The organism is Streptomyces sp. NPDC111744, assembly GCF_055634995.1.
Map to the genome: position 1 here is coordinate 19,187 of NZ_JBVKCG010000033.1, position 26,488 is coordinate 45,674.

Consider the following 26,488-nt stretch of genomic DNA (forward strand, 5'->3'; position numbering starts at 1 on the left):
GGTGCGCATCGGCGGGGTCTGGGTGGAGGCCCGCACGCCGCCGACGAGGACCTGCTGTCCGGGGACCATGCATCCCTTCCGGAGCGCGGCCGATCTTCTGCACCCGGGATGTGCGGGGTGCCACGCTAGGCGCGAGCGAGGGTGTCAACCGGGTCAAGATGCCGAATCGCCGGATGTTTCGTGCCTACGGAAGCACACCCTGCTTTACCCCCCGTGCCCCGCGCCCCGCGCCCCGCGCCCCGACAGGACCGACTGCCGCATGTCTTCGGGTTGCGCGGCCCGGTCAAGTGACGCTCGTCGGCAAGCGAGAGCACTTATCGCGTCTGCCGCAGATACATTTATCGATTTCCTTTCTCAATGCCATGACCAACAACTGTTGGACCTCTGAATCATCGATTCCTAGGCTCGTCCAGGCAGGCCTTCCGTACGAGAAGACCTCGACCACCTGTCTTCCACACCCGGAGGAGACGTCCGATGAAGCAACGCACGATCGGCGGACAGACGGTTTCCGCGATCGGGCTCGGCGGCATGCCGATGTCCATCGAGGGCCGCCCCGATGCCGACAGATCGATCGCAACGATCCACGCGGCGCTGGACGCCGGTGTCACGCTCATCGACACAGCGGACGCGTATCACCGCGACGCCGGCGAGGTCGGACACAACGAGGAGCTCATCGCACGGGCACTGCGCGCATATGGCCCGGGAGCGGACGACGTGCTCGTCGCGACGAAGGGCGGTCACCTGCGGCCCGGCGACGGCAGCTGGACCGTGAACGGCGATCCGGCCCATCTCAAGCACGCCGCCAAGGAGTCGGCAAAACGCCTGGGCGTCGAGGCGATCGGCCTCTACCAGTTCCACCGCCCCGACCCGCGCGTCCCCTACGCCGATTCGATCGGTGCAATCCGTGACCTGCTCGACGAGGGCGTGATCCTCATGGCGGGCATCTCGAACGCGACCGTGGAGCAGATCGACGAGGCGAACGAGATCCTGGGCGGTCGCCTCGACTCGGTCCAGAACCAGTTCTCGCCCAGGTTCCGCTCCAGTCTGCGCGAGCTCGAACACTGCGCCGAACTAGGGATCGCGTTCCTGCCCTGGAGCCCACTGGGCGGCATAGCGAACGCGCCCGAACTCTCCGCGCACCACGCCGCTTTCCGCGAGGTCGCGGACGAGGTAGGCGTCAGCGTCTACCGCGTGACTCTGGCCTGGGAGCTTGCCCTCGCGCCCGTGGTGGTCCCGATTCCCGGGTCCTCTCGCCCCGAAAGCATCCGTGACTCAGCGGCCGCCACCGACGTCAAGCTCACCCCCGAGCAGATTTCCCGCCTGTCGGCGGCCTGAGGCGCCCGATACCGGCACCGAATACCCGCTTATGGACAAGGAACCGATCGTGAAGACGTTCAAACTGCCCGGCACCGACATGGTCGTCCCGAACATCGTGCTCGGCCTGATGCGTATCCAGGACAAGAGCGACGCTGAGGTGCGCGAACTCCTCGCCGCCGCCCAGGACGCGGGCATCACGTTCCTCGATCACGCCGACGTGTACGGCAGCGAGCTGCACGGCTGCGAGCGCCGTTTCGCCGAGGCGATGCGGCTGAGCTCCTCGCAGCGTGAAAAGTTGATCATCCAGTCAAAGGCCGGCATCGTCCGCGAAGGCCCCTACTTCGACTTCTCCTACGAACACATCATGGAGTCGGTGGACGGTTCACTCAAAGCACTCGGCACCGACTACCTCGACATCCTGCTGCTGCACCGTCCCGACGCCCTGGTCGAACCCGAAGAAGTAGCGCGTGCCTTCGACGAACTCGCCGCGGCGGGCAAGGTACGGGCCTTCGGCGTCTCGAATCACACCCCCCGGCAGATCGATCTGCTGAGCCGCCACGTCGGTCAGCCGCTGGTGGTGAACCAGCTCCAGCTGTCGATCACGCACGCCCCGCTCGTCGCGCAAGGCGTCGCGGCCAACATGCAGGGCCTGGACCAGTCGATCAGCCGTGACGACGGGCTCCTGGACTACTGCCGACTGCACGACATCACCGTGCAGGCCTGGTCACCTTTCCAGGCCGGCTTCTTCGACGGACCGTTCCTCGGCTCGGAGCGCCACACCGAGCTCAACGCGGTCATAGATCGCCTGGCGGCGAAGTACGGTGTGCCGCCCCTTGCCATCGCGACGGCCTGGATCACCCGCCACCCCGCCCGGATGCAGGTGGTCATCGGCACGACCACACCGCAGCGCGTCGCGGACGCCGCCCTCGGTTCGGACCTACCACTGACCCGTGCAGAGTGGTACGAACTGTTCCGCGCCGCCAACTACATCGTGCCCTGACCGTCGGCCCGACTTGGCAGCGTGCCCGACTTGGCAGCGTGGAGAGGCGTCCTCGGCCACAGGTGCGCAAACCACTCCACGATGGCCGCGCACGCGCGGGTTTACTGTCACACACACGACTGCGCGGTTCTCAGGAAGCCGGCGCAGGTACACCCGGCACGGCTGGACGGCGTCTGCGGTACGAAGTTCAGCGACGGCTACGCGGTCACCTTGCATCGCAACTCACCTGGAACCTGCGGGGCTGCGCAGATCGCACAGGACTTCCGCCCCCCTGACGGACACGGGGCAGGCCCAGGTGGACGACACGGCCGCGGACGCGCCGGTCCAAGGCGGTGGCCTGGTCGATCTCGGCGTGTTCTGCGTCAGAGAGCTCCCCGACAGGGTCCTTGACGCGGCGGATCAGGCGGCGGAGGCGTCCGATCCGCCGCGTCAAAGGGTAGGGCCTCGGCTTCGCCCAGTCGTCGGCGTCGACTGTGCCCGGCAGTCGCTCGCGGTGACGCAGCAGATCGGCGAGGTTGGTCTCCAAGTCGGGCGGATAGGGGACAGTGGTACGCCGCCGACGGTGCCGGCGAAGTAGGACCCGGACCACAGCTTGTTCGCCCGCCAGTAGTGCCGCACGAGATCGGGAACTCCTGGTACAGGCGGCGGGAGGTTACGCCCTTGAGGGAGTTGACCAGCTTGGTCACGGCCACCTTGGGCGGGAAGTTCACCAGAAGATGCGCGTGGTTGTCCTCGCCGTTGAACTCGGTCAGCTCGCACTCGAAGTCCGCGCACACCGCCCGCATGATGTCCTCCATACGCCGCAGATGGACGTCTGAGGGGCCTCGCGTTTTCCGAACAGGCTTCTGACCGTTCATTTCACGCGGCAATTCGCAACTTCTGGTGCTCGGCGTGGACTTCGCACGGTGGGCGGTAACCCACCGCCGAGTGGAGGCGTTTACGATTGTACCAGAATTCGATGTAGCGAGTGATGTCCAGCCGGGCAGCCTCGCGGGTCAGGTAAGTCACCCTTGATACGCGCTCGTTCTTCAGAGCGCCGAAGAATGATTCGGCCATGGCGTTGTCGAAACAGATACCAGTACGGCCGGAGGATCTGCGGAGCCCAAACCGGTTGAGTGTCTTCCCGAACTCGGCTGACATGTAGTTACTTCCGCGGTCGGAGTGAAATATCGCGCCGGCCGAGAGGTTCCTGTTCCGTGCCGCGTTGCGGATCGCCCTGGATATCAGTGGGGTTTGGTAGTGGTCGTCCATCGCGTAACCGATGACTTCCTTCGTGCAGCAGTCGATCACCGTCGCGAGGTACAGCCAGCCTTCCCCGGTCGCGATATAGGTAATGTCGCCGACGAGCTTTTCGCCGGGCACATCCGCGGTGAAGTCGCGGCCGACGAGGTCCGGCACCTGGCCGGCCGCAACCTGAGTGAGGTTGAACCTCTTCGGCCGTGGCAGGCTGGACACCAGGCCCAGTTCGCGCATGAGGCGGCGGACCAGCTCCACGCCCGCCGCGACGCCCCAGCGGTGCAGCTGGGCCTGGATGCGCCGGTGCCCGTAGGTGCTGTCGGACATGTCGAAGGCTTTCTCGATGAGCAATTTCAGTTCTTCGCGCCGCAGAGCTGTCGCGGATTCCGAACGCAATCTCCAGTCGTAGTAGCCGGATCTGGAGACGCCGAGTCGGCCGCACATGAACTCGACGCTGTATGCGTACTTCTCGGTGTCGAGCCGCATCTCGTCGATGAACTCGTACTTGCTTGCTACCGGGGATCCTTCGCGAAGTACGCTGCGGCTTTTTTCAGGAACGTAACTTCCATCTCCAGCTCGCGGTTGCGTCGTTCGAGTTCCTTCAGGCGCGCCCGCTCGTTCACCGTCAGTTCCGCATCGGGGGCCGGTTCCTGCTGCTTCTGGTACTTCTTCACCCAGCCGCGTAGCGTCTCCGAGTTCAACTCAAGCTCCCGGGCGACTTCGGAGATCGTCTTGCTTGACCTCAACGCGATCTGGACGGCTTCCTCGCGGAACTCCGGCGAGTACTTACTGGGTGGCGCCACTTCTTCCTCGTCTCCTTGTTCAGGACAACCCTATTGGGTGCCTGTCCGGAAACTTCGTGGCCCCTCAGTGGTGGCGAGAGGCCGGGCGGCCGGAGCGGCGTGTCCGGCCTGCGGTTGCTTCTCGGACCGTGTCAACGGCGCCTATCAGTGCACGTTGCAGGATCCCCGCTCGGTGAGCGGAGCGTTGTGATCCGGTTGACGGTCCGGCGTTTCATCTGTGACGGCGGACTGCCCACGGCGTACGTTCGCCGAGCCGTTCGTTCAGCTGACTTCCCGTGCGTGCGCTTCATGACCTGTCGCGAGGGGACAGCGGTTCGCTGGTGGCTACGTTCAGGGGTCCTTGCTGCGTCGCGGCACAAGGTCTCGCCTGTGTCGTCGCATGTTCGGCTCCGCCTGTTCGCTGTGGTCACCGTTCTTCTGCCTTTGCCGTCATCGGCGAGGGAGGCCCGTCTGCTTGGGGTACCGCAGAACACGCAGGTGGTGTCGGCCGTTCCAGTGGCGCTCCCGGCAATGGTTGCCGCCGGGGCCCCAGATGCCGGCGAGTACCGGCCGTGGGGCGAGCGCGGTGGTGATGTGGGCGGAGGACGACAGGACGTCGTAGATGGCGTTATGCAGGACCGGCCATTCGCCTGACGCGTCGAAGGCCCGTACGGCGCAGCGGCGGATGAGGCGTACGGCGAGGGAGGGCTTCGGGGCGAGGTAGAGCAGGCTGAGGACCTGTCCGGTGGCCCAGGCCCGGCGGGTGGTGCGGTCGATGGCCTGCTGGAGACGGCGGCCGAAGCCCGGCCGGTGCCCGTCGTGGAGTTGTTCGCGCAGCGTGACGGCGCTGAGGGCCGCGACTGACATGCCATGGGCCAGCACTGGGTTGAAGGTGGCAGCGGCATCACCGAGCACGGCGAAGCCGTCGGGCCACCTGCGGGCGAGCCCGGTGCAGTGGCGGCGGCGCCATCGCATGTGGCGTACCAGATGGACGGGACCGAGCGGTTCGGCGTGGGCGATGAGATTGGCGACGAGTGGATGACGTGCGCTGCGTGCGAAGGCGGCGAAGTCCTCCTGTCGCTTCTGTCTGGCGTCCGGTTCGCCGCCGTGGGCACCCAGCAGTGTGACCTGCCACTGTCCTCTTCGATCGGCAGCACAAAGGGCGGCTCGCACGGGGCCCGTGGCGAGGAAGTCCGGCAGAACGAAGACGAGGGGAAACGCGCCGTCCGTGTCGCTCGGGGCGCGGAAGCGTCGGCTGGCATAACCGGCCTGCCAGTTCACCACGGTTTCGGGGACGGCAGGCAGGCCCAGCTCGGTCAGCCAGTGTCCTGCCCGTGATGCGCGGCCTGTCGCATCAATGACCAGGTCGGCGTAAGGGACCTCGGTGGCGCCGCTAACGTGGTCGCGGAGGCTTACGCCCGTGACGCGCTGTGCGCTGCCCACGAGGCCGATGCCCTGCGCTCTGGTGCGCAGCGAGATCCCGGGGGCGGTAAGGAGTGCCTGTTCCCGCAGCACCGAGTCCAGCAGGTCTCGGCTGCACGTGACGACGTAGTGCCGTCCGGGAGTTCGGCGTAGCCAGCCGCTTCCGGGCAGCCATGCGGCGTCCGCGGTCATCTGGATCTTGCGTGCCCCAGCGGCGAGCAACCGCTCGATCGTGCCTGTATCAGGGATTCGACGGCCTGCGCCCCGCCCGACCAGAGCATGTGGCTGTGGTGTGCCTGGGGGACGCCGGTCGCGCGGCGGGTCCAGAAGGCAGGGCGTCGCGTTCGGGGACGGTCACCTTGTCCACGTACGGAGCCATGGCCACGGCGGCCAGGGGTTCCCGCCAGTCCGCCTCCCAGGATGACCGCGTGACTCACGTCATCGGTGCTCCGTGTCCACTCAGGGGGCCGGTCTGGGCGGGGATGCGGGGGACCGCGCCGTAGCGGCGGGTGCGCCGGGCGTACTGTTCGATCGCGTCCCACAGGGTGCGGCGGTCCACCGCGGGCCACCGCAAGGAGCGGACCGGCCTCTACCGGCCCCGGGTGCCCACGCGGGTCCCGCGCAGCATTCCGGACGAGGAGTTCAACGAGATCTTCGCCCGGCTTCCCTCGCACCGAGACCGGGCGCTGGTCGCGTTCTACGTGTCCACCGGGGCCCGGGCCTCGGAGTTGTTGTCGACGCTGCAAGGCGGCGTCGACCCGGGGCGGCAGCTGATATCGGTGGTCCGAAAGGGCACCGGCGCTGTTCAAGAGCTGCCGGCGTCGACCGACGCGTTCGTCTGGTTGCGGCTCTACCAGGTCCAGATGGGCGAACTGGTGCCCAAGGGCCGTCGGCTGCCGCTGTGGTGGACGCTGCGGCGCCCGGTCCGGCCGCTGACCTATCACGCGCTACACCGCATGTTCGAGCGCGTGAACCAGCTGGCGGGGACGTCGGCAACGTTGCACGCGCTGCGCCACACCGCGGCGTTCCGGATGGCCGAGGATCCAGCGTTGCCCTTGACCGACGTGCAGCTGGTCCTTGGACACGCGCAGCTCACCACGACCCAGCTCTATCTGACGCCCCGGGCCGAGGACGTGATCCGCCGGGTCCTGGCGCATCACGCCGAGGAGACCCGGCAGGCAGCTGAGCGCATCGTGCCGATCCCAGCCCCGGGCTACCGGCCGGAGACGATGGACGTGCTCTTCGGCAAGGGCCTGGCGTGATCACCGCCGGGCGGCTGGCTGCCCCGCCCGTGGTCTCCAGGCCGCACCTGTCGGCCGAACAGCAGGCTGAGAGGTTCCCCCCGCGGCCTTCGGCGGCGCACTGGCCGGCCGCAGAGAAGGACCGCGAGGAGGTGCTGCGGATGTGGGTCGAGGCGACGCCGCGGCAGGAGGATCCCCGCAACCACGACTTCCGCCGGCGCGGCTTGATGCTGATGCTGGACTGGCTGGCGGAGCAGCCGGGCGATACTTGGCACCAGCGCTGGCACGCCAGCGGCGCGGACACAGCCGGAGAACAGTGGGCCGATGGTGCGGCACGGTGGCTGGAGCAGCACGGCAAGCTCTCCCGCACCCGGTTGGAGACCATGACCAGCTCCCTGGTCGTCATGATCGGGGCCGACGTGGTCCGTCCCTCGCTGACCTGGTTGCTGACCGGCGGCAAGAAGCGCAAGCTCGCCAGGAACATGATCCGCGCCCGTGACGCCGACGGCTTCGCCCGGCTGGACGACTTCTGTCGGGCCGACGGCGGAATCAGCGACATGGCCCGCCGCGCCGCCTTGTTCCGGACCGCCGTCATCATTGCCGCCAAGGGCGGAACGGTGGCCGACATCGTCGTCGGCGGCCTGCTGGAGGTGCTGGAAGTCGAGGCCGAATTGCGCGGTCAGCGCCGCTCGGGCGCGGCGACGTTCCGGGCGCTCCGCGAGATCGGCGTCTTCGGCGCCGGCGTCCCGACCTTGCGAGAGATCCGCAGCATCGGACAACGCCCTGTCGAGGAGCTCGTCGACAGCTACCCGGTCGCCTGCCTTCCCATCCGCGACCTGCTGGTGGAGTATCTCAAGGAACGCCAGCCCGCCCTCGACTACGGAACGCTGCGCGGCCAGACCTACCAGCTGGTGAAGTGCTTCTGGCAGGACCTTGAACTGCACCACCCAGGCATCGACTCGCTGCGCCTGCCCGCCGACGTCGCCGCGGCTTGGAAACAGCGGCTGCGCACCAGGCTCACGCTCACCACCACAGGCAACGGCGAACGGGTCGAATCCGTCGTCGAACGGCTCAGCTATCAGGACGTCCTGGCCAGCGTCCGCGCGTTCTACCTTGATCTGGCCCAGTGGGCGCTGGAGGACCCGGGCCGTTGGGGCCTGTGGGTCGCGCCCTGCCCGAGGCCCTGCTCGCCGCCGGACGGCAGACCGAACCCCGACAAGGGTTCACCGCCGCCGGCCAGACCCTGACCCGGATCCGGCGCCCCCACGCGAAGCCGGCCAACGTCTGGGTCGAGGACCCGGCCACCGGCCAGCAGCGCCTGCTCAACCGCGAAGAGGACAACGCCTTCTGGGCTTGGGCGATCAACGAAGTTTTGCGGCTGACCGGCGTCCGCGCCGAGGAGATGCTGGAATTGAGCCACCACAGCCTGGTCCAATACCGGCTTCCGACCACCGGCGAGATCGTCCCGCTGCTGCAGATCGCCCCGTCCAAGACCGACACCGAGCGGCTGCTTGTCGTCAGCCCCGAACTGGCCGACGTCCTGAGCGCAATCATCTGTCGGATCCGCAACGCCGACGGCGCGGTCCCCCTGGTCCGGGCCCGGGACTACCACGAGCTCTTGTGGATGCCGCCGGCTCCGCTGCTGTTCCAGCGCCGGGTCGACACCGAGCCGCAGCGGATTGCGCGCGAGCGGGTCAGTTCGCTGCTGGACGAGGCCCTAGCCCGCACAGGTCTGATCGACCAGGCCGACGGAACCCCGCTGCACTACACGCCGCACGACTTCCGCCGGATCTTCATCACCGATGCGATCCTCAACGGTCTGCCGGGAACGATGGGAGCTGCAGCCCGATGTCGGCGTGGGGCCGCTGCGTTTCGGAATGTCTCCAGCCGAGGTCGCAGAGGCGCTGCTCGCCTCCGAGCCGCAGGCGCGAATTGGGGGCGAGTACGGCCAGGAGGACTTTGCTGACGGGGTGAAAGCGTTCTACGACGAGGGCAAACTCGCATGCGTCGCGCTCGATGCGGTCGTCGGTCCGCAGGTCTTCCTAGCCGGCTTCGCACTGGCTGGCAGCCGTCCGGGACAAGGCCAACAGTTCCTTCTGGACCACGCCGCGGAACATGGCAACTGGGTCCTTTTCACCCCTGACGCGTCGCTCGCCCTGACCGATCTCGGCATTCTTCTGCGTGACCAGTGGGTCGGGGACACGCTCCTCACACGCCCGCTCTTCGTGAAAGAGGAGTGGCTGGAGTCGGAGTACTACCGAGACCACCTTCCACTCGAAGGCGTTACACACTGAGCGCTCGACCTGACAAGCGGCGACAACTGGACCCTTGGCCACAGTCGATCAACAGCTCAGTTGGCGAGACGAGGTTCAGAGAACAGATCACCGTCCGCACCAACCGCTACTCGGTTCCCGTCCGCTTGATCGGCAAGAAGGTCCGGGTCATGCTGCACGCCTCTCACCTCGTGGTTTACGACCAGAACGTGGAAGTGGCCCGGCATGAACGCCTGATCGCCAAATGCGGAATCCGCCTGGCCCTGGACCACTACCTGGAGGCCCTGGTCCGCAAACCGGGCGCCTTTCCCGGCGCAACTGCCCTGGAGCAGGCTCGTTCGGCGGGGAGGTTCACCCCGGTCCATGACGCATGATGGGCGGCCGCCCGCAAGGTCCACGGCGAGAGGGACGGCACCCGAGCACTGATCGAAGTGCTCCTGCTGGGCCGGCATATCGCGCACGAACACCTGGTCGCCGGCCTGGCCACGGCCCTTCGGGCTGGAGTGCTGACCGCGGACGCTGTTGCCCTGGAGGCCCGCAAAGCCGCCCAGACCGAGGACGAGTCCACCACCCTTCCTGCCCAGCGCGATCCGCATCCGGCAGGCCAGCCGTCGGCGACCGTCACGTCCTTGCACGAGTGGCGGCTCGCGCACCTGCCGCCGGACACCAGGCCGCTGCCCTCGGTGACCCCCTATGACCAGTTGCTCCGCCGCCACCGCACCGGTGGCAGCACCCACCGTGAGGGAGAAGCCCAGTGACCCTGCCCCGCCAACGGAACATGACCGAGCAGGCCGCCGACGCCGCGATCGACACCGCCTGCCGTCTCCTACGGCTGCCGACGATCCGGGCAGAGTTCCCCGACATCGCAGCCGCGGCCGTCAAGGACCAGATGACCTACCGCGGCTTCCTCGCCGAGCTGCTGATGGCCGAGTGCGACGACCGCGCTCGGCGCCGCTCCGAGCGACGGATCAAGGCAGCGGGCTTCCCGCGGGAGAAGTCGTTGCGGTCCTTCGACTTCGACGCCAACCCGAACATCGACCCGGCCACCATCCATAGCCTCGCCAGCTGCGAGTGGATCAAGAAGAGCCAGCCGCTCTGCCTGATCGGCGACTCCGGCACTGGCAAGTCCCACATGCTCATCGGTCTTGGCACCGAGGCTGCGATGAAGGGCTACCGCGTCCGCTACACCCTGGCCACGAAGCTGGTGAACGAGCTGGTCGAGGCGGCCGACGAGAAGCAGCTGAACAAGACGATCGCCCGCTACGGGCGCGTCGACCTGCTCTGCATCGACGAGCTCGGCTACATGGAACTCGACCGCCACGGCGCTGAACTCCTCTTCCAAGTCCTCACCGAGCGCGAGGAGAAGAACAGCGTCGCGATCGCCTCGAACGAGTCGTTCGGCGGCTGGACGAAGACGTTCACCGATCCTCGTCTTTGCGCGGCCATCGTCGACCGCCTCACCTTCAACGGCACCATCATCGAAACCGGCACCGACTCCTACCGCCTCGCCTCCACTCGAGCCCGAGCCGAGGAGTCGGCCAAGGCCAGCTGACCGCGACAGACTCAGGGCCGACAACCCGCCCCCACCCAGGCGACGGGCCGCCGGCCCGAGATGCTCCAGTAGGCTGCGGTGGCCATGGACACGCACGCCAAACCCGAGCAGACCCGGCACAACACGAACGCTGCTGGTCCGCCGATCCGGCAGCTGTTCCGGGACGTCATCGCCGACCGTCTGCCGGGCCTCAGACCGCCCCAGGCCGCGATGCTGTTCGACGCCGAGATCGACCCCTACTGGGACGACCGGAGCTTCCTCAGCGATCCTCCACCAGGACACCTGCCAGCCCGCCACCGCTGACGGCCTCGCCCTGGTCACAGCACTCGCAGTCGACGACCGCATTCCCGCCCGACACCGGTTCCAAGCCGTCGACCTGCTGGTCAGGGCTGCCACTGTCGCCGAACGCCACCTCGCCGAGAGCTGGCCGGCCACCCCGCGGCACGCCGATCCCGACAGCGAGGCCCGGGCCCGCAGCGCGGTCCAGGCTCACGTTCCAGATCTGCTGGCCCGCTGGTCGGCCGAATGCCCAGCGGTTCGCCTTGCCCTCGCCGGACTCGCCGTGGTCTTCCCGACGGACCGCACCCTGCTCGCCTTGACGCCGCGCCTGCGGCCTTTCACGCGCCAGCACACCCAGGGCACCGACATCGGCGATTACGTGCAGCTCGTCCTCGTCCTGGCCACCCAGAACGACGACCAGATCCTCGCGGTGACAGAGAAGCTCACTGACGCCTACTGGACGGGAACGTCGCGCGGAGTGCCATCACGGCCACGAGCCCTCCGCCTCCTCGGCCAGATGCTGACCAAGGTCGGAGCAGAACTCACACAGTCACGTGTCGGGCAGTGACGCCCCACGGGCAGGACGAACGAGACAGCGCGCGTCGCACGCGCTGCTAATTCTCATGAACATTCACGGGCCTCAAGATCCGCAACTGCTGTCCAAACCGACGGACAAACGCTGCCCCCAGAAGTGAACGAAGCCAGGGCGTCGTGTGGCGGTTCAGGAACGGGGCGAAATGGCGGGAGTTGCCCGAACGATTCGGGCACTGGTCCACCGTTTACGGCCGGTTTCGGCAGTGGCGGGATGCCGGGGTGTTCACCGCGGTGTTCCAGGGTGCGATCGCCGAGGCGGCGAAGCGGGGCCTGGTGGACTTGTCGCTGGTCAGCGTGGACTCGACCACAGTCCGGGCCCATCATGATGCCGCGGGGATGATCGTGGAGCCCGAGACCCTGGAGGCGTTGGAGAAGGCCGCCGCGGAAAAAGGGGCGCCGGCGAGGAACAAGACGGGCAATCGGACCCGGAGCGGGAAGAACGACGACGCGTGAGGCGTCGCCGCAGGGCCCGGCTCGCCGCCGCTGACCTGGGGCGTTCCCGCGGCGGACTGACCACGAAGACACACCTGTCCTGTGTGCCGCAATGTCTGCCCCTCTCGCTCAAGATCACCGCGGGGCAGGCGGGAGACAGTCCGCAGTTCATCCCCGTCCTGAACATGATCCGCGTCCCCGGCCCGGTCGGCCGGCCCCGCACCCGGCCCGACGCAGTCGCGGGCGATAAGGCGTACTCGTCCCGCCAGAACCGTTCGCACCTGCGCAAACGTGGGATCAAAGCAGTCATCCCCGAGAAGAAGGATCAGGCCGCCCACCGCAAGAACCGCGGCTCACGCGGCGGACGGCCTGTCACCTGGGACAAGCAGTTGTACAAGCTCCGAAACAGCGTCGACCGCACCATCAACAAGATCAAGGACTGGCGCGGCCTCGCTGTCCGCTACGACAAAAAACCTGAAAGCTACCAGGCCGGACTCGAATTATGCGCCGGCCTCCTCTGGATCCGACACCTCGGATCACAGCATTGATCACAACTCCACACAGGCCCTAGTCTAGCTAGCTAGTAGTGCTTGGTCAGGTTGGTATGGGTTCTGGCATGTCGCGGTGAGAGGTGGGGCAGGCGCCGGTCCAGACTGCGAGGAGTAGCTGCAGTTCGCGGGCGACTCGATACGTGCTCAGGCCGGCGCCGTCTCTTTTGGGGACCGGGTGATGCGCTGGAGGGTGCAGAAGGCGTGTGCGACGGAGACGAGGGTGACGTGGTGGCGCCAGCCGCGCCAGGTGCGGCCCTCGAAGTGGGCCAGGCCCAGGGCCTGTTTCATCTCTCGGTAGTCGTGCTCGATGCGCCAGCGCAGCTTCGCGGTGCGCACGAGGGTGGCCAGCGGGGTGTCGGCGGGCAGGTTGGACAGCCAGAACTGCACCGGTTCGGGCTCGGTGGCGGGCCATTCGGCCAGCAGCCGGCGCACCGGCAGCTCCGGACCGCCGGTGGTCTTGCGGATCTCGCGTCCGGCGGGCCGGATCCGCAGGGCCACGAAGCGTGAGTACATGCGCTTGACGCCGCTGCGGCCGCTGCCCGGCCGGGAGCCCTCCCGCCACTGCACCGGCCGGGTGGCCTGCTTCCCGGCCGCGACGACCAGCTTCTTCACCGTCTGAGCCGGCTCGGGGTAGACGGGCTGAGGGCCGGGGGCCGCGGCCGCCGTAGGGCGGGATGTGCGGCCGGGCCTCTTCCGGCTGGGCGGTCGTCGTGGTGGAGATGCCCACGACGTAGTCGAGCCCGCGTTCTTCCAGGCCCAGCCGGAAGAGCGCGGCATCGCCGTAGCCGCCGTCGGCGACGACGAGCGGGACATCGATGCCCCACGATCTGGTCTCGTCGATCATGTCCAGGGCCGGCTGCCACTTCTCGACATGGCCGATCTCTTCGGGGATGCCGCACGGGGTACGGCGGGCGACCTTGGCCGCATCGGCCTTCGGCGAGGCGGGATCCCAGCTCTCGGGCAGGAACAGGCGCCAGTCGACCGCCACCGAGGCGCTGTCTGAGGCCAGGTGCAGGGACACCCCGGCCTGGCAGTTGGTGACCTCGCCCGCGGTGCCGGTGTACTGCCGGGCCACACACGCCGAGGCGTCCCTCTCCTTGAGGAAGCCGGTGTCATCGAGGATCAGCGCGGTCGGTTTGATCACGTACTGCATCCGCCAGGCGAGGCGGGCGCGGACATGCGCCGCGTCCCACGGGCTGGTGGTGATGAAGTTCGCCAGGGCCTGTCGGTTGCAGTCCTCGCCCAGGCGGGCGGCCATCGGTTCCACCGACTTGCGCCGCCCCTCCATCAGCAGTCCCCGCAGATAGACCGCTCTGCACCGGCGATGATCCGCCCGCGCGAACGGCTCGAACATCTCCGCCGCGAAGTCCTCCAGATCGCACCGGACCGCGGCCAGCTCCCCACCCAGCTCATCAGGTCAACTACGCACCCGATCAAACGGACACGCCACGGGCGAGTGAACCTGACCAAGCCCTAGCCTCGCCGTTTCGCTTGGGTACGGCGGCTATTGAGGCGGAAATACGAAAGTGCCTTCCTGACCTGGGACGATGAACCTTGCTGAGGGGTTCTGTCGTTCCAGGCGGAGGGCACTTTCTACGTGCAGGGTATCGGGTTGCGTCCCAAGGTGCGGGGGTGGTCGGGCATGCTGGTGCACGGTTGCTGGCAGATCTCGCCGATGCCACGGGGCTGACCGCCACGTACTCCACCGCTCTCAGACCGCTTCGGCCACGCGGGACCGGACACGACCCGGGCCGGATCGCCACCGACCTGGCGGTGATGCTCGCCTACGGCGGCGAGGCCATCGCGTCCTGGCCGTTCTGCGGGACCAGGCAGCAGTCTTCGGTCCTCTCGCCTCGACACCGACGGCATGGCGGCTGTTCGCCGATGTTGACGAGACCGCCCTCGCCTCGCTGGCTTCTGCCCGCGCGCAGGCCCGGCAAGTCGCCTGGCTACAGGCCGCGGAGCACGGTGAGGGCATACCCGCTGCCCGGGCCGCGGGACGCATGCTGCCCGGGCTGGTCCTGGACCTCGACACCACGCTCGTCACCTGCCACTCAGAGAAACAGCAGGCCGCACCCACCTATAAAGGCGGCTTCGGGTTCCACCCGCTGCTGTGCTCCCTGGCCAACACCGGCGAGGCACTGTCCGGCCGACTGCGGCCCGGGAACGCCGGCGCCAACACCGCCACCGACCACATCACGGTCCTCGATGCACGAACTCGCCACGGCCTTCCACCGCCTCGCCGCACTGCCTCGTCCCGCCGACTGACCGGCAGCCCGACAGCGACCCTTGATGACCGCGCCGGCATCCGTCACGCCCGCGACCCTGTCACAGATCGGAGCACTATCCGGACATTTACCCAAAATGGGCAAATTGGCTCAGAGTGACGCCTTCAGCTGCGTTTGAAATCGACAACGGAGATGAGGCACACGCCGCTCAAGCCGTCCGCCCCGCCGTGGCCCCGGCCGCCGCGGCCGTCCGCGCACCGGCTTCCCGCACCCCTACCACCCCTCCCCCACCTACCTGAGAGCGGCAGTTCGATGATCAGCACTCGCAATATGACACTTGGTAATCAAATGAACACGCGTGAGACGTCCGAGTCGGCAGTCGCGATGTTCGACGAGCACGGGACGGTGGTCGCGTGGACACAGGCCGCCGAGCAGCTCGTCGGATACTCCGCCGGGGACGTGGTGGGACGCTCTGCCGCACTCGTCCTGCCACTTTCCGAGGAAGCACCGACGATATCGGCGTTCGTCGAGCAGTGCCATGCCCAGAATGGGTGGTCGGGTACGACGGCGGTGCGCCACCGAGACGGCCACATGCTCAACACCAACCTGCGGATCTCGATGTTGTGGGGGCAGGACGGAACAGTCCGGTGGCTCATCTCCGTGACCGACATCGACACACTCTCCGGGGAGGCAATGAACGGATCGGTGCGGGAGTCGCTGCTTACCCGCGCACCGATCGGCATCGTCGTTCGTGACCCGCAGCTGCGCTGCATCTGGGTGAACGACACGATGGAGAGCTACGACGGCATTTCCCGTGACCGACGACTCGGACGGCAATACACCGAAGCAATGCCCGATGCCAAGGCCGAAGCACTCGAGGCAGTGATGCGGCAGGTACTCCACAGCGGCACCACCACGGTCCACCAGTACCGGATGTGGCCGCCGACGAGTCCGCGCCATGAGCACACCATGGCGGCTTCGTTCTTCTGCCTTCAGGACGCCGACGGCCAAGCGCTGGGGGTGTGCACCATCAACGTCGATATCACTGAGAGCCGGCAGGCGCTCGAGCGCCTCGCCATCCTCAGTGAGGCCAGTACGCGCCTAGGCAGGACCCTGGACGTGATGCAGACCAGCCAGGAACTGGCCGACCTTGCCGTGCCCCTGCTCGCCGACTACGTCGCCGTCGACCTGGAGCAGTCGGTCCCGTTCGGTGAGGGGCCCCCGGTCCACATCGGCCCGGTGGACCGGTGCCTTCCCGCCTTCCGACGTGCCGGTCTGGCCTCGATACACCAAGGGGTCCCGGAATCCCCGTGGGTGCGCGGTGAGCCGGTCCCCGTGACGCCCGCCTCACCACTCACCGGCGTCATGCGCACCGGGAGGCCCCACCTGGAGCCGATCCTGAACACCGCTCCGGGCACATGGATCGACGAGGACCCGGCACGCGCGCAGAAGATCCGTGAGAACAGCATGCACTCCCTGATGGTCGTACCCATCCGTGCGCGGCGCGCCCTGCTGGGCGTGGCGTTGTTCATCCGCACCAAGAACCCGGTGCCCTTCCAGGAGTTCGATCTACTCCTCGCCGAAGAACTCGTCAGTCGCGCTGCGATGTCGCTGGACAACGCTCGCCAGTACGCGCGCGAACACACCGCGGCCCTCGCGCTGCAACGCAACCTGCTCCCTCACCGTTTGAGGGGCGGTACGGCGGTCGAGGCGACCTCGCGCTACCTGCCCGCCGACATGGACCACGGCGTCGGAGGCGACTGGTTCGATGTGATCCCGCTGTCCGGCGCCCGGGTGGCCCTTGTAGTCGGCGATGTGGTCGGACACGGGATCAACGCCGCGGCGACCATGGGCAGGCTCCGCACCGCCGTCCACACGCTTGCCGACATGGAACTGCCCCCCGACGAACTGCTGGCCCACCTCGATGACACGGTCCAGCGACTGGCCGAGGAAGACGCCGACGCCCCGGACCAGACCCCCACGGTGGTGGGCGCCACGTGCGTCTTTGCCGTCTACGACCCGGTCACCCGGAAGTGCACCATGGCACGGGCCGGGCACCCTCCGCCCGCGATCATCGACCCGCAGGGCCGAATCACCTTCCCCGATCTTCCCGCCGGAACCCCGCTCGGCACCGGGCTCGGGGTCCCTTTCGAGGCCGTGGAACTGGAACTGCCCGAGGGAAGTCTCCTCGCTCTGTACACCGACGGCCTGATCGAGACCCGCGACCACGACATCGACATGGGTATGGACCGCCTGGGCGCCGCCCTGACACAACCGGATCGCTCCCTGGAAGACCTCTGCACCCACGCGATGGAGACCATCCCGGGGCAGGTACCGCGCGACGACGTCACCCTGCTCCTCGTCCGCACCCACTCGCTCAGCCCAGCCCAGGTCGCCTCCTGGACGCTCCCGAGTGACCAGACCGCAGTCCGCAGCGCCCGGCACATGGCAGCCTGCCAGCTGGCTGAATGGGGCCTGGAAGGTCTCGAGGACGCCACGAAGCTGATCGTCAGTGAACTGATCACCAACGCCGTCCGCCACAGCACCGACCCGATCGGTCTGCGTCTGATCCAGCACCAAGTCCTGACCTGCGAAGTGTTCGACACCAACGTCGGCTCCCCGCACCTACGTCGCGCACGCACCACCGACGAGAACGGCCGCGGCCTCTTCATGGTCGCCCAGCTGTCCCGCAGATGGGGCGCCCGCTCGGTATCGGGCGGCAAGGTCGTCTGGGCCGAAGAAGACCTGGCTTCCGCACCCTCAGGGGCTTTCGGCACTCCGCCCGCACTCGATGAGCAGCTTGCCCACTAGCCTCCGCGTTTCAGTTGCGGCGGTGTCCGGATCTTGATCGGAAACGCGAAGGTGCCTTCTGAGCTGGGATGATGAGGCTTGTCTAGGGCTTCTGTCACCACAGCAGGAAGGCACTTTCTGCGTGCACACTACCGGGTCACGTCCCAAGCTTGTCGTCTCGGCCGACGGTCGCGGGGTCGTCAGTCACGCCGGATCCCGCCTGCTGGCCGATGTCACCGGCCTGACCGGCGCGTTCACGGACGCACTGCGCAAGCTGCGGCCGCGTGGCACCGGGCACGGCCCCGGGCGGACCGCGGTCGATCTGGCGGTGATGCTCGCCGACGGTGGCCAGGCGATAGCGGACCTGGCCCTGCTGCGAGACCAGGCGGAAGTCTTCGGCCCGGTCGCCTCCACTGCCACCGCCTGGCGTCTGCTGGCCGGCATCGGCCCGGACGCACTCGCCCGCCTGCGCTCGGCGAGGGCCACCGCCCGGGAAGTCGCCTGGCTGCAAGCCGCCGAGACCACAGGCGGCATACCCGCGGCCCGCGCCGGCGGGCGCGACCTGCCCGGCCTGGTCCTGGACATCGACGCCACCCTGGTCACCTGCCACTCCTAGAAGGAACAGGCAGCGGCCACCTACAAACGCGGCTTCGGCTACCACCCGCTGCTGTGTTTCCTGGACAACACCGGCGAAGCCCTGGCTGGCCTACTGCGGCCGGGCAATGCCGGCGCCAACACCGCCGCCGACCACATCACCGTCCTGGACGCGGCCCTGGCCCAGGTCCCCGACGCCCACCGCCACGGCACCACCATCCTCATCCGCGCCGACAGTGCCGGAGGCGCGAAAGCCTTCCTCGCCCACATCCGAGCACTCCGTGAGCGGGGTATCCACACCTCCTTCTCCGTCGGACATCCCGTCACCGATCCGATCCGCCGCGCGATCCGAGCCGTGCCCGACCATCTGTGGCACCCCGCGCTGGAGCAGGACGGCATCCTGCGGACTGGCGCTGAAGTGGCAGAACTGACCGGCATGGTGGACCTGACGGACCACCCGGACGGCACCCGGATCATCGTCCGGCGCGAGCGCCCTCACCCCGGCGCCCAGTTGTCCTTGTTCGATGTCGACGAGGGCATGCGCCACCAGGTCTTCCTCACCGACACTCCTTATGGCGAAGGCTCCCTGCAGCAGCTTGAGGTCCGCCACCGCGCACACGCCCGCGTCGAGGACCGCATCCGCTGCGGCAAGACCACCGGCTTCGGCCGCTTCCCCTCCCGCCACTTCGCGCTCAACGCCGCCTGGCTGGAACTGTCCCTGACCGCCGTCGACCTGCTCGCCTGGGCCCAGGCCCTCTTGCTGGACGGCGAGTTGGTCTCCGCCGAGCCGAAGAAGCTCCGCTACCGGCTGCTGCACGCCGCCGCCCGCATCACCCGCGGAGGCCGCCGCCTCCACCTGCGGATTGCCGCCACCTGGCCCTGGCGACATGAACTGGCGAACGCATTCGCCCGCCTTGCGGCCCTGCCGAGGCCGGCCACCTGACCAACGGCGCTGCCTCTGCCCACCCACGACCCGAGGAACCCGGAGCACCCGACTCGAGCGCCGGGCCCCAGCCATGCCCACCCGCCGACAGCAACGGCCCCTCCTGCTGCGCGCTGAAGGCCGTGGTGATGGTACCGCTGGAGGTGACGGAGGCCCCCCGGCTGCTGCCGGCGGCGGTGGACCGCATCCGGCGCACCGGCACACCCCTGGGTGCCGCTCTGGACAAGCTCGAACGCGAGTCGCCGCGGGGCGAGAACAAGGACCGCGAACCCATCTGGGACGTCGTGGCCGCCGCCCTCCTGGCGGACGCGAGCCTGCCGTACAAGCAGGAGACAGGAGTGATCTCCGTGGCCACCGGTCTGCCGGACCGCGGCACGATCCGCTTCCGGCGGGGAGAGGGGACGCACCACCTGGTGACGGACATCGATCCCGAGGCGGTGGTCCAGCGTTTCGAAGCAGCCGTCAGCCGTCCGAGGAGGTCGCCTTGACCACCGGGAACGCCGGCGCCTCGCGCGACCTGACCATCGTCGTCCCCGTGTGCGACGACCCCCTCATCTACCGCTGCCTGGCCTCCATCGACGTCACCTGCCCGGTCATCGTCTCCACGAACGGATCGCCGGACTGGTTCCTCGAAGGACTCCAGACCTACGCCAAGGCGGCACCGCACGTCACCGTCCTGAGCACCTCGGAACGCGGGATAGGCCTGGCGTACAACAGGGCGATCGCGCTGGTGGACACCCCCCTCGTGCTCCTCATGGACTCCGACTGCGTCTTCGAGCCCGGAGCCATCACGGCGATGCTGGCGGCGGCGTCCGGCGGACTGGTGAAGGGACGGGTGCGGTTCGAGACCCGGGGACGCGGCACCCGACTGGTCGCCGCGGCGCGGCGGCTGACCGAGGACCCGCTGGTGACCAGGAAGGTCAACGCGTACAGCCCGCCGCTGCTGTACCGCACGGACATCGTGGAGCATATGGGGGGCTACCACTTCGACACGGCCATGAAGTGGCGCGAGCACCGTGACTTCGAACTGCGCCGCCGCAAGGCCGCGTTACCGGTCCGGCTGATCCCTGAAGCCGTCATCTGGCACAAGCCCCTCAGCCTGCGGGACGACCTGAGAAGCGTGTGGGCCTACGGCGTGGGTCAGGCTCACGGCGAAGCACTGGACGTACTGCCCCGGATGTCCCTGAGACATGAGCTGAAGAAGGCGGGCACCGTGGCCTGGAGAGGGGTGCGGCGCGGCGAAGCCGACGCGGGCGGGTACGCGGCGGTCAGAAACCTCGTCGTGCTGGCGAGCCGGGGCATCGCGGTACGGGGCCTGCGGGGGGCACGGTGATCAGGATCCTCTTCTGCGACCTCGACGGAACCCTCGTACGCCCGGGCAACCGGGTCCTCGACGAGGACATCGGCATGCTGCGCGAGGCGACCGCGTGCGGAGTGCGTCTGGTCTTCGTCACGGGACGCCCCTCGCGCTGTCTCGCCGACCTGCCGCCGGCCGTCACCGAACTGTCCCGCGAAGTCGTCACGTCCAACGGGGCCTCCGAAGTCGTCGAGGGCGGAAAACGCCTCCTCGCTCCCCTGGACGGGCGATGGGTCAGGGACTTCGCCGAGGCGCTCCGCGCGGCCGATCCGAAGGTCAGCTTCGCAACGGAGTTCGAATCGGCCTTCGGCTTCGAGCCCGGGTACGCCTGGTGGCCGGCCACGGACACGGGAGCGGACGCGGTCTGCGCGGACATCCCGGACCTGACCGGTGGCAGTCTTCCCATCACGAAACTGCTCTGCCGCAGCACTGACCTCGACGCCGGACGATTGGCCCGGACCGCCGAAGCGTTGGGCTTCGAGGCGACCGTCACCTACTCCTGCCGACCGGAGGAGGGCGGACCGCTCGAAGTTCTGTCGCCCCGCGCCTCCAAGGGGCACGCGGTGCGGCGGATTCTCGACGAGGCGGGCATCGCGCCGGCCGCGGCGGTGGCCTTCGGGGACCGGTCCAACGACATTGCGATGCTCGCGTCCGTCGGCGCCGGTGTCGTCATAGGAACTCCCGCCGAGCCTCGCCTCGCGGTCTTCGAGTCGGCGGCATCGGTGGGGACATGGCTCGCGGCGCACCAGGAACGCTGGCGAGGACACCTTGGCACGTAGAGGAGCGATGTGAAGCTCGCCCGTTTCGCCCGACCCGGGAGTGCGGACGGTCCGCCCAGGTCGCGCCCGTTCAGCCGGGCGGCGATGTCACTGGGCATCGCCGCCGGGTGCTACGCCGTGGCGATGTCGGTGTTCGGCACCACGACCAGCCTGTTCCTCGCGGACGCGGTGCATGCGGGCCGGGACTGATCGGCCTGTACTTCACCGGCTGCGCCGTGGCCGCCGTCGGCATCAACCTGGTCACGGGATGGCTGTCCGACCGGGTGACCGACAGAAGGGTCGCCCTGGCCGCGACCGCGCTGGCTGGGGTCGCCGGTGCGCTGGCGTTCACCGCCGTGCGGAGCTACGCGGTGGTGTTCGCCACCGGGGCGGTCCTGCTCAGCCTGAACGACGCGTACATCTCCCAGTTGTTCGGGTACGTCAAAGAGTTCGCCGAGTCCTCCGGCAGGGAGGTGACCCCGTTCAGTTCCGCCGTTCGGTCAGTCTTCTCCGCCGGGTGGGTGGTCGGCCCGCCGGCCGGCCTCTTCCTGTTGGCGCACACGGGTTTCGGGCTCCTGTACACGAGCGTCGCGTGTCTGCTCCTGCTGACCGCGCTGCTCGGCCGCTGGCTCCTGCCGGCCGTGCCCGCGCCGCCCGGACCGGTGGCCGACGACGACGCCGGCGACAGGGGCGAACGCCGCCTGTCGGGGGTGCGCCGAGCCCTCGCCGTCGTGCCGCGCCGCACCTGGCTGCTACTCGGCGCCGTCACGGCGGTCAACGTGGCGGATCAGATGTACCTCATCGCCATCGCCTTGTACGTCACCAAGGACCTGCACCTGTCGGCGGCTCTGGTCGGCGTGATGGCCGGGGTCTGCGCGGCACTGGAGATCCCGCTGATGATCGCGGTGGGCCGGGTCGCCGACCGCGTCGGAAAGCTGCGGGTCGTGGCCGCTGCCGTGGTCCTCGCCGTGGTCTTCTTCTGCCTGTTGCCGGTGGCCGGCTCAGCGCCGGTCCTGATCGCCCTCCAGCTGCCGAACGCCATGTGGACCGCCGTGGTGACGAGCATCCCGATGGTGGTGGTGCAGCAGGAGGTGCCCGGCGGCACCGGCTCCGTGTCCGCGCTCTACTCGTCCACCTTCCCCGTCGCCCAGCTGCTGGCGGGAGCCGTCACCGGGGTGGTCGCCGCGCAGGCCGGATACCGCGACGTGTTCTGGATCTCCGCCGGACTCTGCACGCTCGCCGCCGTGCTCCTGCTGTGCCGCAGGGCTGCGCGCGGCGCGGACGACGGCCCGAGACGCGCCCCGGGGGCTGCGCTTCGGTACGCCCCAACGGCATCGAGAGCCGTACAGAGGAAGACGGGAGAGACCTGACGTGACGATTCGCTTCGTGTCGGTCGTCGGCGCCGACACCGGCCTGCTGGATGCCGCCATCACGCACTACCGCGACCTGGGGGTCGAGTCCTTCCACATCGCCCGGCACATCGAGTCGTTCGACGAACCGGACTTCCAGCGGTCGCAAGAGGTCGTGGCATGGCACGGGTTCTCCTTCGCCGCCGTGCACCAGGGCCCCTGGGACGAGGACCTGAACGCGTATCTGATCCGGGCCCAGATGCGGCGGCACCCGGCCGACTGGTGGGTCGTCGCGGACCTCGATGAGTTCCATGTGTACGACCGGCCGCTGACCGACGTCATCGGCGCCTGCGAGGCCGGCGGGTACGACTACGTCAAGGGCGCCCTGCTGGACCGGGTGGCCGCCGACGGCAGTCTGCCGGCGCTGCAGCCGGACGTGTCGATCTGGGAGCAGTACCCGCTGGCCGGACTGCTGACCCTGCGCGTGCCAGGAGCGGGATCGTCGAAGGTGACGCTCGCCCGCGGCAGCGTGCCCCTGCACCTGGGCCAGCACGGGGCGGACGCGGGGCGGCCCATGCCCGCGGAGGAGGCCTTCCCGCAGGTGCACCACTTCAAGTGGAACGACTCGGTCCTGCCGCGGCTCATCCAGCGGGAGAAGGCGTACTCCTCCGGCGACTGGCACCTGACCTATCCGGACACCGTCGACGAGTTACGCCGGATCCTCCGGCACCTCGAGGTCAACGGCGGTCGCATCAACGTCACCGCCGAGGAGCTCGCGCTGCATCCCTGCGGCAGTGACTACGCGGACTACAAGCCGTGGCCGGACCTCATCCCCCTGCTGAAGAACCGCAGATGAGGAACACACCGGGTGGCTCGCCAGCCGATCGGCTGTTCCCGGCCGAACCGCCGCCCGGCCCCTCTGACAACGCCGCGGGCAGCCAGCACCCACGACACAGGAGGCATCTGGATGGAATCAAGACGCACGGCGGCCCGCACCGCGGTCTTCGGATACTTCGCCATCAACGGCACGGCGCTCGCCCTGTGGGTGGCCCATGTCCCCGACATCAAGCGGGACTGGACCTTAGCCCCCTGCAACTCGGCGCGGCGCTGCTGGTCGTGGCCGGTGGAGCGCTGGCCGCCATGCAGGTCGCCGGCCGGCTGATCGACCGCGTGGGTTCGGCCGCCGTGACCAGGGACAGCGGTGTGCTGCTCCCGCTGACCCTGGTGGGGCCGGCTTTCGCCCCCTCGCTGCCGTGGCTGGTCGCCGCGCTCGTCCTGCTGGGCGCCGCCAACGGCTTGATGGATGTCTCCATGAACGGGCAGGCCGTCGAGGTCGAACGGCACTATGAGCGGCCCATCATGTCCGCCTTCCACGCCGTCTTCAGCGTCGGCGGAGTCGCGGGCGCCGGACTGGGCGCCCTGTTGCTGAGCCTGGACGTCCCCCGCGAAATCTCGCTGCCGGTGGCGGCTGCGGTGCTCGCCTCGGCGGCCTGGGCGATCAGCGGCGGGCTTCTGCCGAAGACTGCGGCCACGGACGACGAGGACGTAACGGGGCAGGGCGCCACGGGCCGGCTGCCTCTGCTCGCCACGATCCTGGGCTGCGTCGCCTTCAGCAGCATGGTGGTCGAGGAGGCAGCCGCGGACTGGGGCGGGGTGCACCTCCAGGAGACGGTGGACGCGGACACCGGTGTGGCGGCCCTCGCCTATACCGCCTTCGCCGGAGCCATGACCACGGGCCGGGCGCTGGGCGACCGTGTCGTCGCCCGGTACGGATCGGTTGCAGTCGTCCGCTGGGGCGGCGCCACGGCCTGCGCGGGCCTGGCCCTGGTCGTCTGGTCCGGTCACCTGGCGCCGATCCTGCTGGGCTGGCTGCTGGCCGGTGCGGGCGTGTCGACCGTTGTACCGCAGATCTTCACGGCCGTCGGCAATCTCAGCGCCGACCAGTCCGGGGCGGCGCTCGCCCGGGCCGCGACGCTGGGCTACTTCGGATTCCTCGCCGGCCCGCCGCTCGTGGGCTGGCTGGCGGACATGACCGACCTGTCGACCGCCCTGCTGATCCCGCTCCTCCTCGCCGCCACGGTCGCGCTGAGCGGCCCCCTAGTCCGGCGCGCTGCCGCGGCCAGATCCGTGCGGGCGCAGCCCGGCGCGGCAGCGCACTCCGACGCTCTGTCACCTGCGGGACATCACCGGAACGAACCACCGGGAGAAAAATGACCATGGCCGACCACCGGGTGCCGGACGGCATGTACTACCCCGTCTCCGAGCACAAGATGACGCGCGGAGAGGGCGTCTACCTCTACGACTCCCTGGGCCGCGACTACATCGACTGTGCGGCCGCCACGTTCAACCTGAGCCTCGGCTACGGCCACCCCGAAGTCGTGGCGGCGATCCAGAAACAGGCCGAGCAGCTGGTCCACGTCACCTTGAGCTTCCAGAGCGAACCGGTCAACGAGCTCGTCGACCGGCTGGTCTCCGTCTCGCCGGAGAACCTCACCAAGGTGCACCTCAAGGTCTCCAGCGGCTCCGCCGCGAACGAGGGCGCGATCAAGATGGCGCAGGCAGCGACCGGGAAGCGGGACATCATCACCCTGTTCCGCAGCCACCTCGGCCAGTCGATGATGATGGCGTCCCTGTCCGGGAACGCCTTCCGCAAGGCGCCCTTCCCCTCCCTGCTGCCCGGAGGTCTGCAGGTTCCCGACCCGTACTGCTTCCGCTGCTTCTACGGCCAGAATCCGGCGAGTTGCGGAATGATGTGCGTCGACCGGATCGACGACTTCATCGAGTACGCCAGTACCGGCCAGATCGCCGCAGTGATGGTCGAGCCGATTTCCGGGAACGGCGGCAACATCGTGCCGCCGCCGGACTACTTCCCGCAGTTGCGCGAGTTCTGCGACGAACGCGGAATCGTACTGATTTTTGACGAGATACAGACCGGCATCGGCCGTACCGGCCACATGTTTGCCGCCGAGTACTTCGGCGTCGAACCGGACGCGATCACCGTGGCCAAGGGACTCGGCGGGTCCGGCGCCCAGGTGGCGGCGATCCTCACCAACGAGCGTCTGGCCGGCCTGGACGCACACCACCACTCCGTCACTTATGGTGCGAACGTCATGGCCGCCGCTGCGGCCAATGTCACCCTGGAGGTCATCGGCCGCCCCGGCTTCCTCGGCAACGTCACCGCCGTCGGCGAGTTCGTCGTCCAGCGTCTGCACGCCATGCAGAGCAGGTTCCCACAGCTCGGCGATGTGCGCGGGGTCGGTCTCATGATCGGCGTGGAGATGGTGGACCACGCCGGAGCACCCGCCGTGGAGCCGCCCGGAAGGCCGCCCGTGCAATGGCCCGCGCGGCCGCCGTCCCGTTCAGTGGGGACGAGGAGTGGTACGAGGCAGCAGGGATCATGGTCGAGGTGATGTGGCCTGCGGGCGAGGCCGCCGGACTGCCGCCGCTGGAGGGACGCCCGATCGATAGCACAGACCAGGCCAGTCCCTCACGCCACATGGGCACCTGCGACTTCGGCTTCGCGGCCCTCGACGCCGACGATGCCTCCTCGGCCAGCATCGCCCGCTCGGTCCGGGCGTGATCTTCGGTCTCGTCCACCGGTGCCAGCACCTCGCCGACCCGCGAGCGGGCGATGACCCACTCCTTCCATTCCCGCTCGGCCACGGCCAGCTCGGCCTGGACGCGGTCGGCTTCCTCCCGCAGTTCGTGCACACGACGGCGAGCACCCAGCTCACGCTGTTCCAACAGCCCAACCACCGACGGCATCCACGACCTCCCGGGCAGCGACAGC

The 26,488-nt window shown here is 68.6% G+C and carries 25 protein-coding genes and 6 pseudogenes; 24 read left to right on the forward strand and 7 right to left on the reverse strand.

The window, feature by feature from the left end; genetic code table 11:
- Positions 1 to 474 precede the first annotated feature (474 nt).
- Positions 475 to 1,335, forward strand: coding sequence for an aldo/keto reductase (locus ACZ7OO_RS40075; RefSeq protein WP_471512341.1), 861 nt, complete (start codon positions 475 to 477; stop codon positions 1,333 to 1,335).
- Between the two features lie 49 nt (positions 1,336 to 1,384).
- Entirely contained in the window at positions 1,385 to 2,317 is a 933-nt protein-coding gene (locus tag ACZ7OO_RS40080; protein ID WP_471512342.1) for an aldo/keto reductase, read from the forward strand.
- Positions 2,318 to 2,848: 531 nt separating this feature from the next.
- Here the strand turns inward: ACZ7OO_RS40080 and tnpA are convergent.
- The 4 genes and pseudogenes from tnpA to ACZ7OO_RS40100 form a co-directional block, all read right to left on the reverse strand.
- Positions 2,849 to 3,135, reverse strand: a pseudogene (tnpA, locus tag ACZ7OO_RS40085) (IS200/IS605 family transposase); the annotation flags it as partial.
- Between the two features lie 40 nt (positions 3,136 to 3,175).
- Positions 3,176 to 4,356, reverse strand: a protein-coding gene (locus ACZ7OO_RS40090; RefSeq protein ID WP_471512343.1) for an IS3 family transposase whose coding sequence is annotated in 2 segments (ribosomal slippage) — positions 3,176 to 4,092 and positions 4,092 to 4,356 — 1,182 coding nt in all. Because the reading frame shifts where the segments join, the coding sequence is not laid out codon by codon here.
- A 429-nt stretch (positions 4,357 to 4,785) separates the two neighbouring features.
- Positions 4,786 to 5,979, reverse strand: a complete 1,194-nt coding sequence (locus tag ACZ7OO_RS40095; protein ID WP_471512344.1) for a pyridine nucleotide-disulfide oxidoreductase — start codon at positions 5,977 to 5,979, stop codon at positions 4,786 to 4,788.
- A gap of 211 nt (positions 5,980 to 6,190) precedes the next feature.
- Positions 6,191 to 6,316, reverse strand: coding sequence for a hypothetical protein (locus tag ACZ7OO_RS40100; protein ID WP_471512345.1), 126 nt, complete (start codon positions 6,314 to 6,316; stop codon positions 6,191 to 6,193).
- A gap of 43 nt (positions 6,317 to 6,359) precedes the next feature.
- On the opposite strand from ACZ7OO_RS40100, the gene ACZ7OO_RS40105 reads away from it, so the two are divergent.
- The 10 genes and pseudogenes from ACZ7OO_RS40105 to ACZ7OO_RS40150 form a co-directional block, all read left to right on the forward strand.
- Positions 6,360 to 7,019 (forward strand): tyrosine-type recombinase/integrase, encoded by a 660-nt coding sequence (locus ACZ7OO_RS40105; RefSeq protein ID WP_471512346.1) that lies wholly within the window; start codon positions 6,360 to 6,362, stop codon positions 7,017 to 7,019.
- Positions 7,016 to 8,245, forward strand: coding sequence for a hypothetical protein (locus ACZ7OO_RS40110; RefSeq protein ID WP_471512347.1), 1,230 nt, complete (start codon positions 7,016 to 7,018; stop codon positions 8,243 to 8,245). The genes ACZ7OO_RS40105 and ACZ7OO_RS40110 overlap by 4 nt, the downstream gene beginning before the upstream one ends.
- Complete coding sequence (locus tag ACZ7OO_RS40115) at positions 8,158 to 8,964, forward strand: hypothetical protein (RefSeq protein ID WP_471512348.1); 807 nt, start codon at positions 8,158 to 8,160, stop codon at positions 8,962 to 8,964. The genes ACZ7OO_RS40110 and ACZ7OO_RS40115 overlap by 88 nt, the downstream gene beginning before the upstream one ends.
- Positions 8,965 to 8,968: 4 nt before the next feature.
- Positions 8,969 to 9,292: a hypothetical protein gene (locus ACZ7OO_RS40120; protein ID WP_471512349.1), complete on the forward strand. Its 324-nt coding sequence runs from the start codon at positions 8,969 to 8,971 to the stop codon at positions 9,290 to 9,292.
- Complete coding sequence (locus ACZ7OO_RS40125; protein ID WP_471512350.1) at positions 9,235 to 9,645, forward strand: Mu transposase domain-containing protein; 411 nt, start codon at positions 9,235 to 9,237, stop codon at positions 9,643 to 9,645. Before ACZ7OO_RS40120 ends, ACZ7OO_RS40125 begins: the two co-directional genes overlap by 58 nt.
- A gap of 57 nt (positions 9,646 to 9,702) precedes the next feature.
- The gene (locus ACZ7OO_RS40130) at positions 9,703 to 10,029 is read left to right on the forward strand and encodes a hypothetical protein (RefSeq protein WP_471512351.1); all 327 of its coding nucleotides are present in this window, start codon (positions 9,703 to 9,705) and stop codon (positions 10,027 to 10,029) included.
- Positions 10,026 to 10,823 (forward strand): IS21-like element helper ATPase IstB, encoded by a 798-nt coding sequence (istB, locus tag ACZ7OO_RS40135; RefSeq protein WP_471512352.1) that lies wholly within the window; start codon positions 10,026 to 10,028, stop codon positions 10,821 to 10,823. Before ACZ7OO_RS40130 ends, istB begins: the two co-directional genes overlap by 4 nt.
- Before the next feature lie 84 nt (positions 10,824 to 10,907).
- Positions 10,908 to 11,126, forward strand: a complete 219-nt coding sequence (locus ACZ7OO_RS40140) for a hypothetical protein (protein WP_471512353.1) — start codon at positions 10,908 to 10,910, stop codon at positions 11,124 to 11,126.
- 259 nt (positions 11,127 to 11,385) lie between these two features.
- Entirely contained in the window at positions 11,386 to 11,670 is a 285-nt protein-coding gene (locus ACZ7OO_RS40145; protein WP_471512354.1) for a hypothetical protein, read from the forward strand.
- Between the two features lie 125 nt (positions 11,671 to 11,795).
- A pseudogene (locus ACZ7OO_RS40150) lies at positions 11,796 to 12,676 on the forward strand (IS5 family transposase); the annotation flags it as partial.
- Between the two features lie 147 nt (positions 12,677 to 12,823).
- On the opposite strand, the gene ACZ7OO_RS40155 reads toward ACZ7OO_RS40150, so the two are convergent.
- Together ACZ7OO_RS40155 and ACZ7OO_RS40160 are read right to left on the reverse strand one after the other, a co-directional pair.
- Entirely contained in the window at positions 12,824 to 13,192 is a 369-nt protein-coding gene (locus ACZ7OO_RS40155; RefSeq protein ID WP_471512374.1) for a transposase, read from the reverse strand.
- A gap of 34 nt (positions 13,193 to 13,226) precedes the next feature.
- Positions 13,227 to 14,033: pseudogene (locus ACZ7OO_RS40160) on the reverse strand (IS701 family transposase); the annotation flags it as partial.
- A gap of 203 nt (positions 14,034 to 14,236) precedes the next feature.
- On the opposite strand from ACZ7OO_RS40160, the pseudogene ACZ7OO_RS40165 reads away from it, so the two are divergent.
- From ACZ7OO_RS40165 to ACZ7OO_RS40220, 12 genes and pseudogenes are all read left to right on the forward strand, one after another.
- Positions 14,237 to 14,937 (forward strand): annotated as a pseudogene (locus ACZ7OO_RS40165) (transposase); the annotation flags it as partial.
- 318 nt (positions 14,938 to 15,255) lie between these two features.
- Positions 15,256 to 17,718 (forward strand): SpoIIE family protein phosphatase, encoded by a 2,463-nt coding sequence (locus ACZ7OO_RS40170; protein ID WP_471512355.1) that lies wholly within the window; start codon positions 15,256 to 15,258, stop codon positions 17,716 to 17,718.
- A gap of 121 nt (positions 17,719 to 17,839) precedes the next feature.
- Positions 17,840 to 19,234, forward strand: a pseudogene (locus tag ACZ7OO_RS40175) (IS1380 family transposase).
- Between the two features lie 122 nt (positions 19,235 to 19,356).
- A complete protein-coding gene (locus ACZ7OO_RS40180; RefSeq protein WP_471512356.1) occupies positions 19,357 to 19,722 on the forward strand; it encodes a hypothetical protein in 366 nt (121 codons plus the stop codon).
- Entirely contained in the window at positions 19,719 to 20,567 is an 849-nt protein-coding gene (locus ACZ7OO_RS40185) for a glycosyltransferase family 2 protein (protein WP_471512357.1), read from the forward strand. The genes ACZ7OO_RS40180 and ACZ7OO_RS40185 overlap by 4 nt, the downstream gene beginning before the upstream one ends.
- The gene (locus ACZ7OO_RS40190) at positions 20,564 to 21,370 is read left to right on the forward strand and encodes an HAD-IIB family hydrolase (RefSeq protein WP_471512358.1); all 807 of its coding nucleotides are present in this window, start codon (positions 20,564 to 20,566) and stop codon (positions 21,368 to 21,370) included. Before ACZ7OO_RS40185 ends, ACZ7OO_RS40190 begins: the two co-directional genes overlap by 4 nt.
- Before the next feature lie 9 nt (positions 21,371 to 21,379).
- The gene (locus ACZ7OO_RS40195; RefSeq protein ID WP_471512359.1) at positions 21,380 to 21,559 is read left to right on the forward strand and encodes a hypothetical protein; all 180 of its coding nucleotides are present in this window, start codon (positions 21,380 to 21,382) and stop codon (positions 21,557 to 21,559) included.
- Positions 21,560 to 21,585: 26 nt separating this feature from the next.
- Positions 21,586 to 22,719, forward strand: coding sequence for an MFS transporter (locus ACZ7OO_RS40200; protein WP_471512360.1), 1,134 nt, complete (start codon positions 21,586 to 21,588; stop codon positions 22,717 to 22,719).
- Between the two features lies 1 nt (position 22,720).
- Positions 22,721 to 23,554, forward strand: coding sequence for a hypothetical protein (locus tag ACZ7OO_RS40205; RefSeq protein WP_471512361.1), 834 nt, complete (start codon positions 22,721 to 22,723; stop codon positions 23,552 to 23,554).
- 111 nt (positions 23,555 to 23,665) lie between these two features.
- Positions 23,666 to 23,860, forward strand: coding sequence for a hypothetical protein (locus ACZ7OO_RS40210; protein WP_471512362.1), 195 nt, complete (start codon positions 23,666 to 23,668; stop codon positions 23,858 to 23,860).
- Positions 23,839 to 24,912 (forward strand): MFS transporter, encoded by a 1,074-nt coding sequence (locus tag ACZ7OO_RS40215; protein WP_471512363.1) that lies wholly within the window; start codon positions 23,839 to 23,841, stop codon positions 24,910 to 24,912. Before ACZ7OO_RS40210 ends, ACZ7OO_RS40215 begins: the two co-directional genes overlap by 22 nt.
- Entirely contained in the window at positions 24,909 to 26,108 is a 1,200-nt protein-coding gene (locus ACZ7OO_RS40220) for an aspartate aminotransferase family protein (protein WP_471512364.1), read from the forward strand. The genes ACZ7OO_RS40215 and ACZ7OO_RS40220 overlap by 4 nt, the downstream gene beginning before the upstream one ends.
- Positions 26,109 to 26,157: 49 nt before the next feature.
- Here the strand turns inward: ACZ7OO_RS40220 and ACZ7OO_RS40225 are convergent.
- Positions 26,158 to 26,463: pseudogene (locus ACZ7OO_RS40225) on the reverse strand (hypothetical protein); the annotation flags it as partial.
- Between the last annotated feature and the right edge of the window lie 25 nt (positions 26,464 to 26,488).

Coding starts and splice junctions, on each gene's coding strand:
- ACZ7OO_RS40140 (WP_471512353.1), top strand. CDS start 10,908: ATGGACACGCACGCCAAACCCGAGCAGACCCGGCACAACACGAACGCT.
- ACZ7OO_RS40170 (WP_471512355.1), top strand. CDS start 15,256: ATGAACACGCGTGAGACGTCCGAGTCGGCAGTCGCGATGTTCGACGAG.
- ACZ7OO_RS40075 (WP_471512341.1), top strand. CDS start 475: ATGAAGCAACGCACGATCGGCGGACAGACGGTTTCCGCGATCGGGCTC.
- ACZ7OO_RS40210 (WP_471512362.1), top strand. CDS start 23,666: ATGGAATCAAGACGCACGGCGGCCCGCACCGCGGTCTTCGGATACTTC.
- ACZ7OO_RS40220 (WP_471512364.1), top strand. CDS start 24,909: ATGACCATGGCCGACCACCGGGTGCCGGACGGCATGTACTACCCCGTC.
- ACZ7OO_RS40215 (WP_471512363.1), top strand. CDS start 23,839: ATGCAGGTCGCCGGCCGGCTGATCGACCGCGTGGGTTCGGCCGCCGTG.
- ACZ7OO_RS40155 (WP_471512374.1), bottom strand. CDS start 13,192: ATGTACTCACGCTTCGTGGCCCTGCGGATCCGGCCCGCCGGACGCGAG.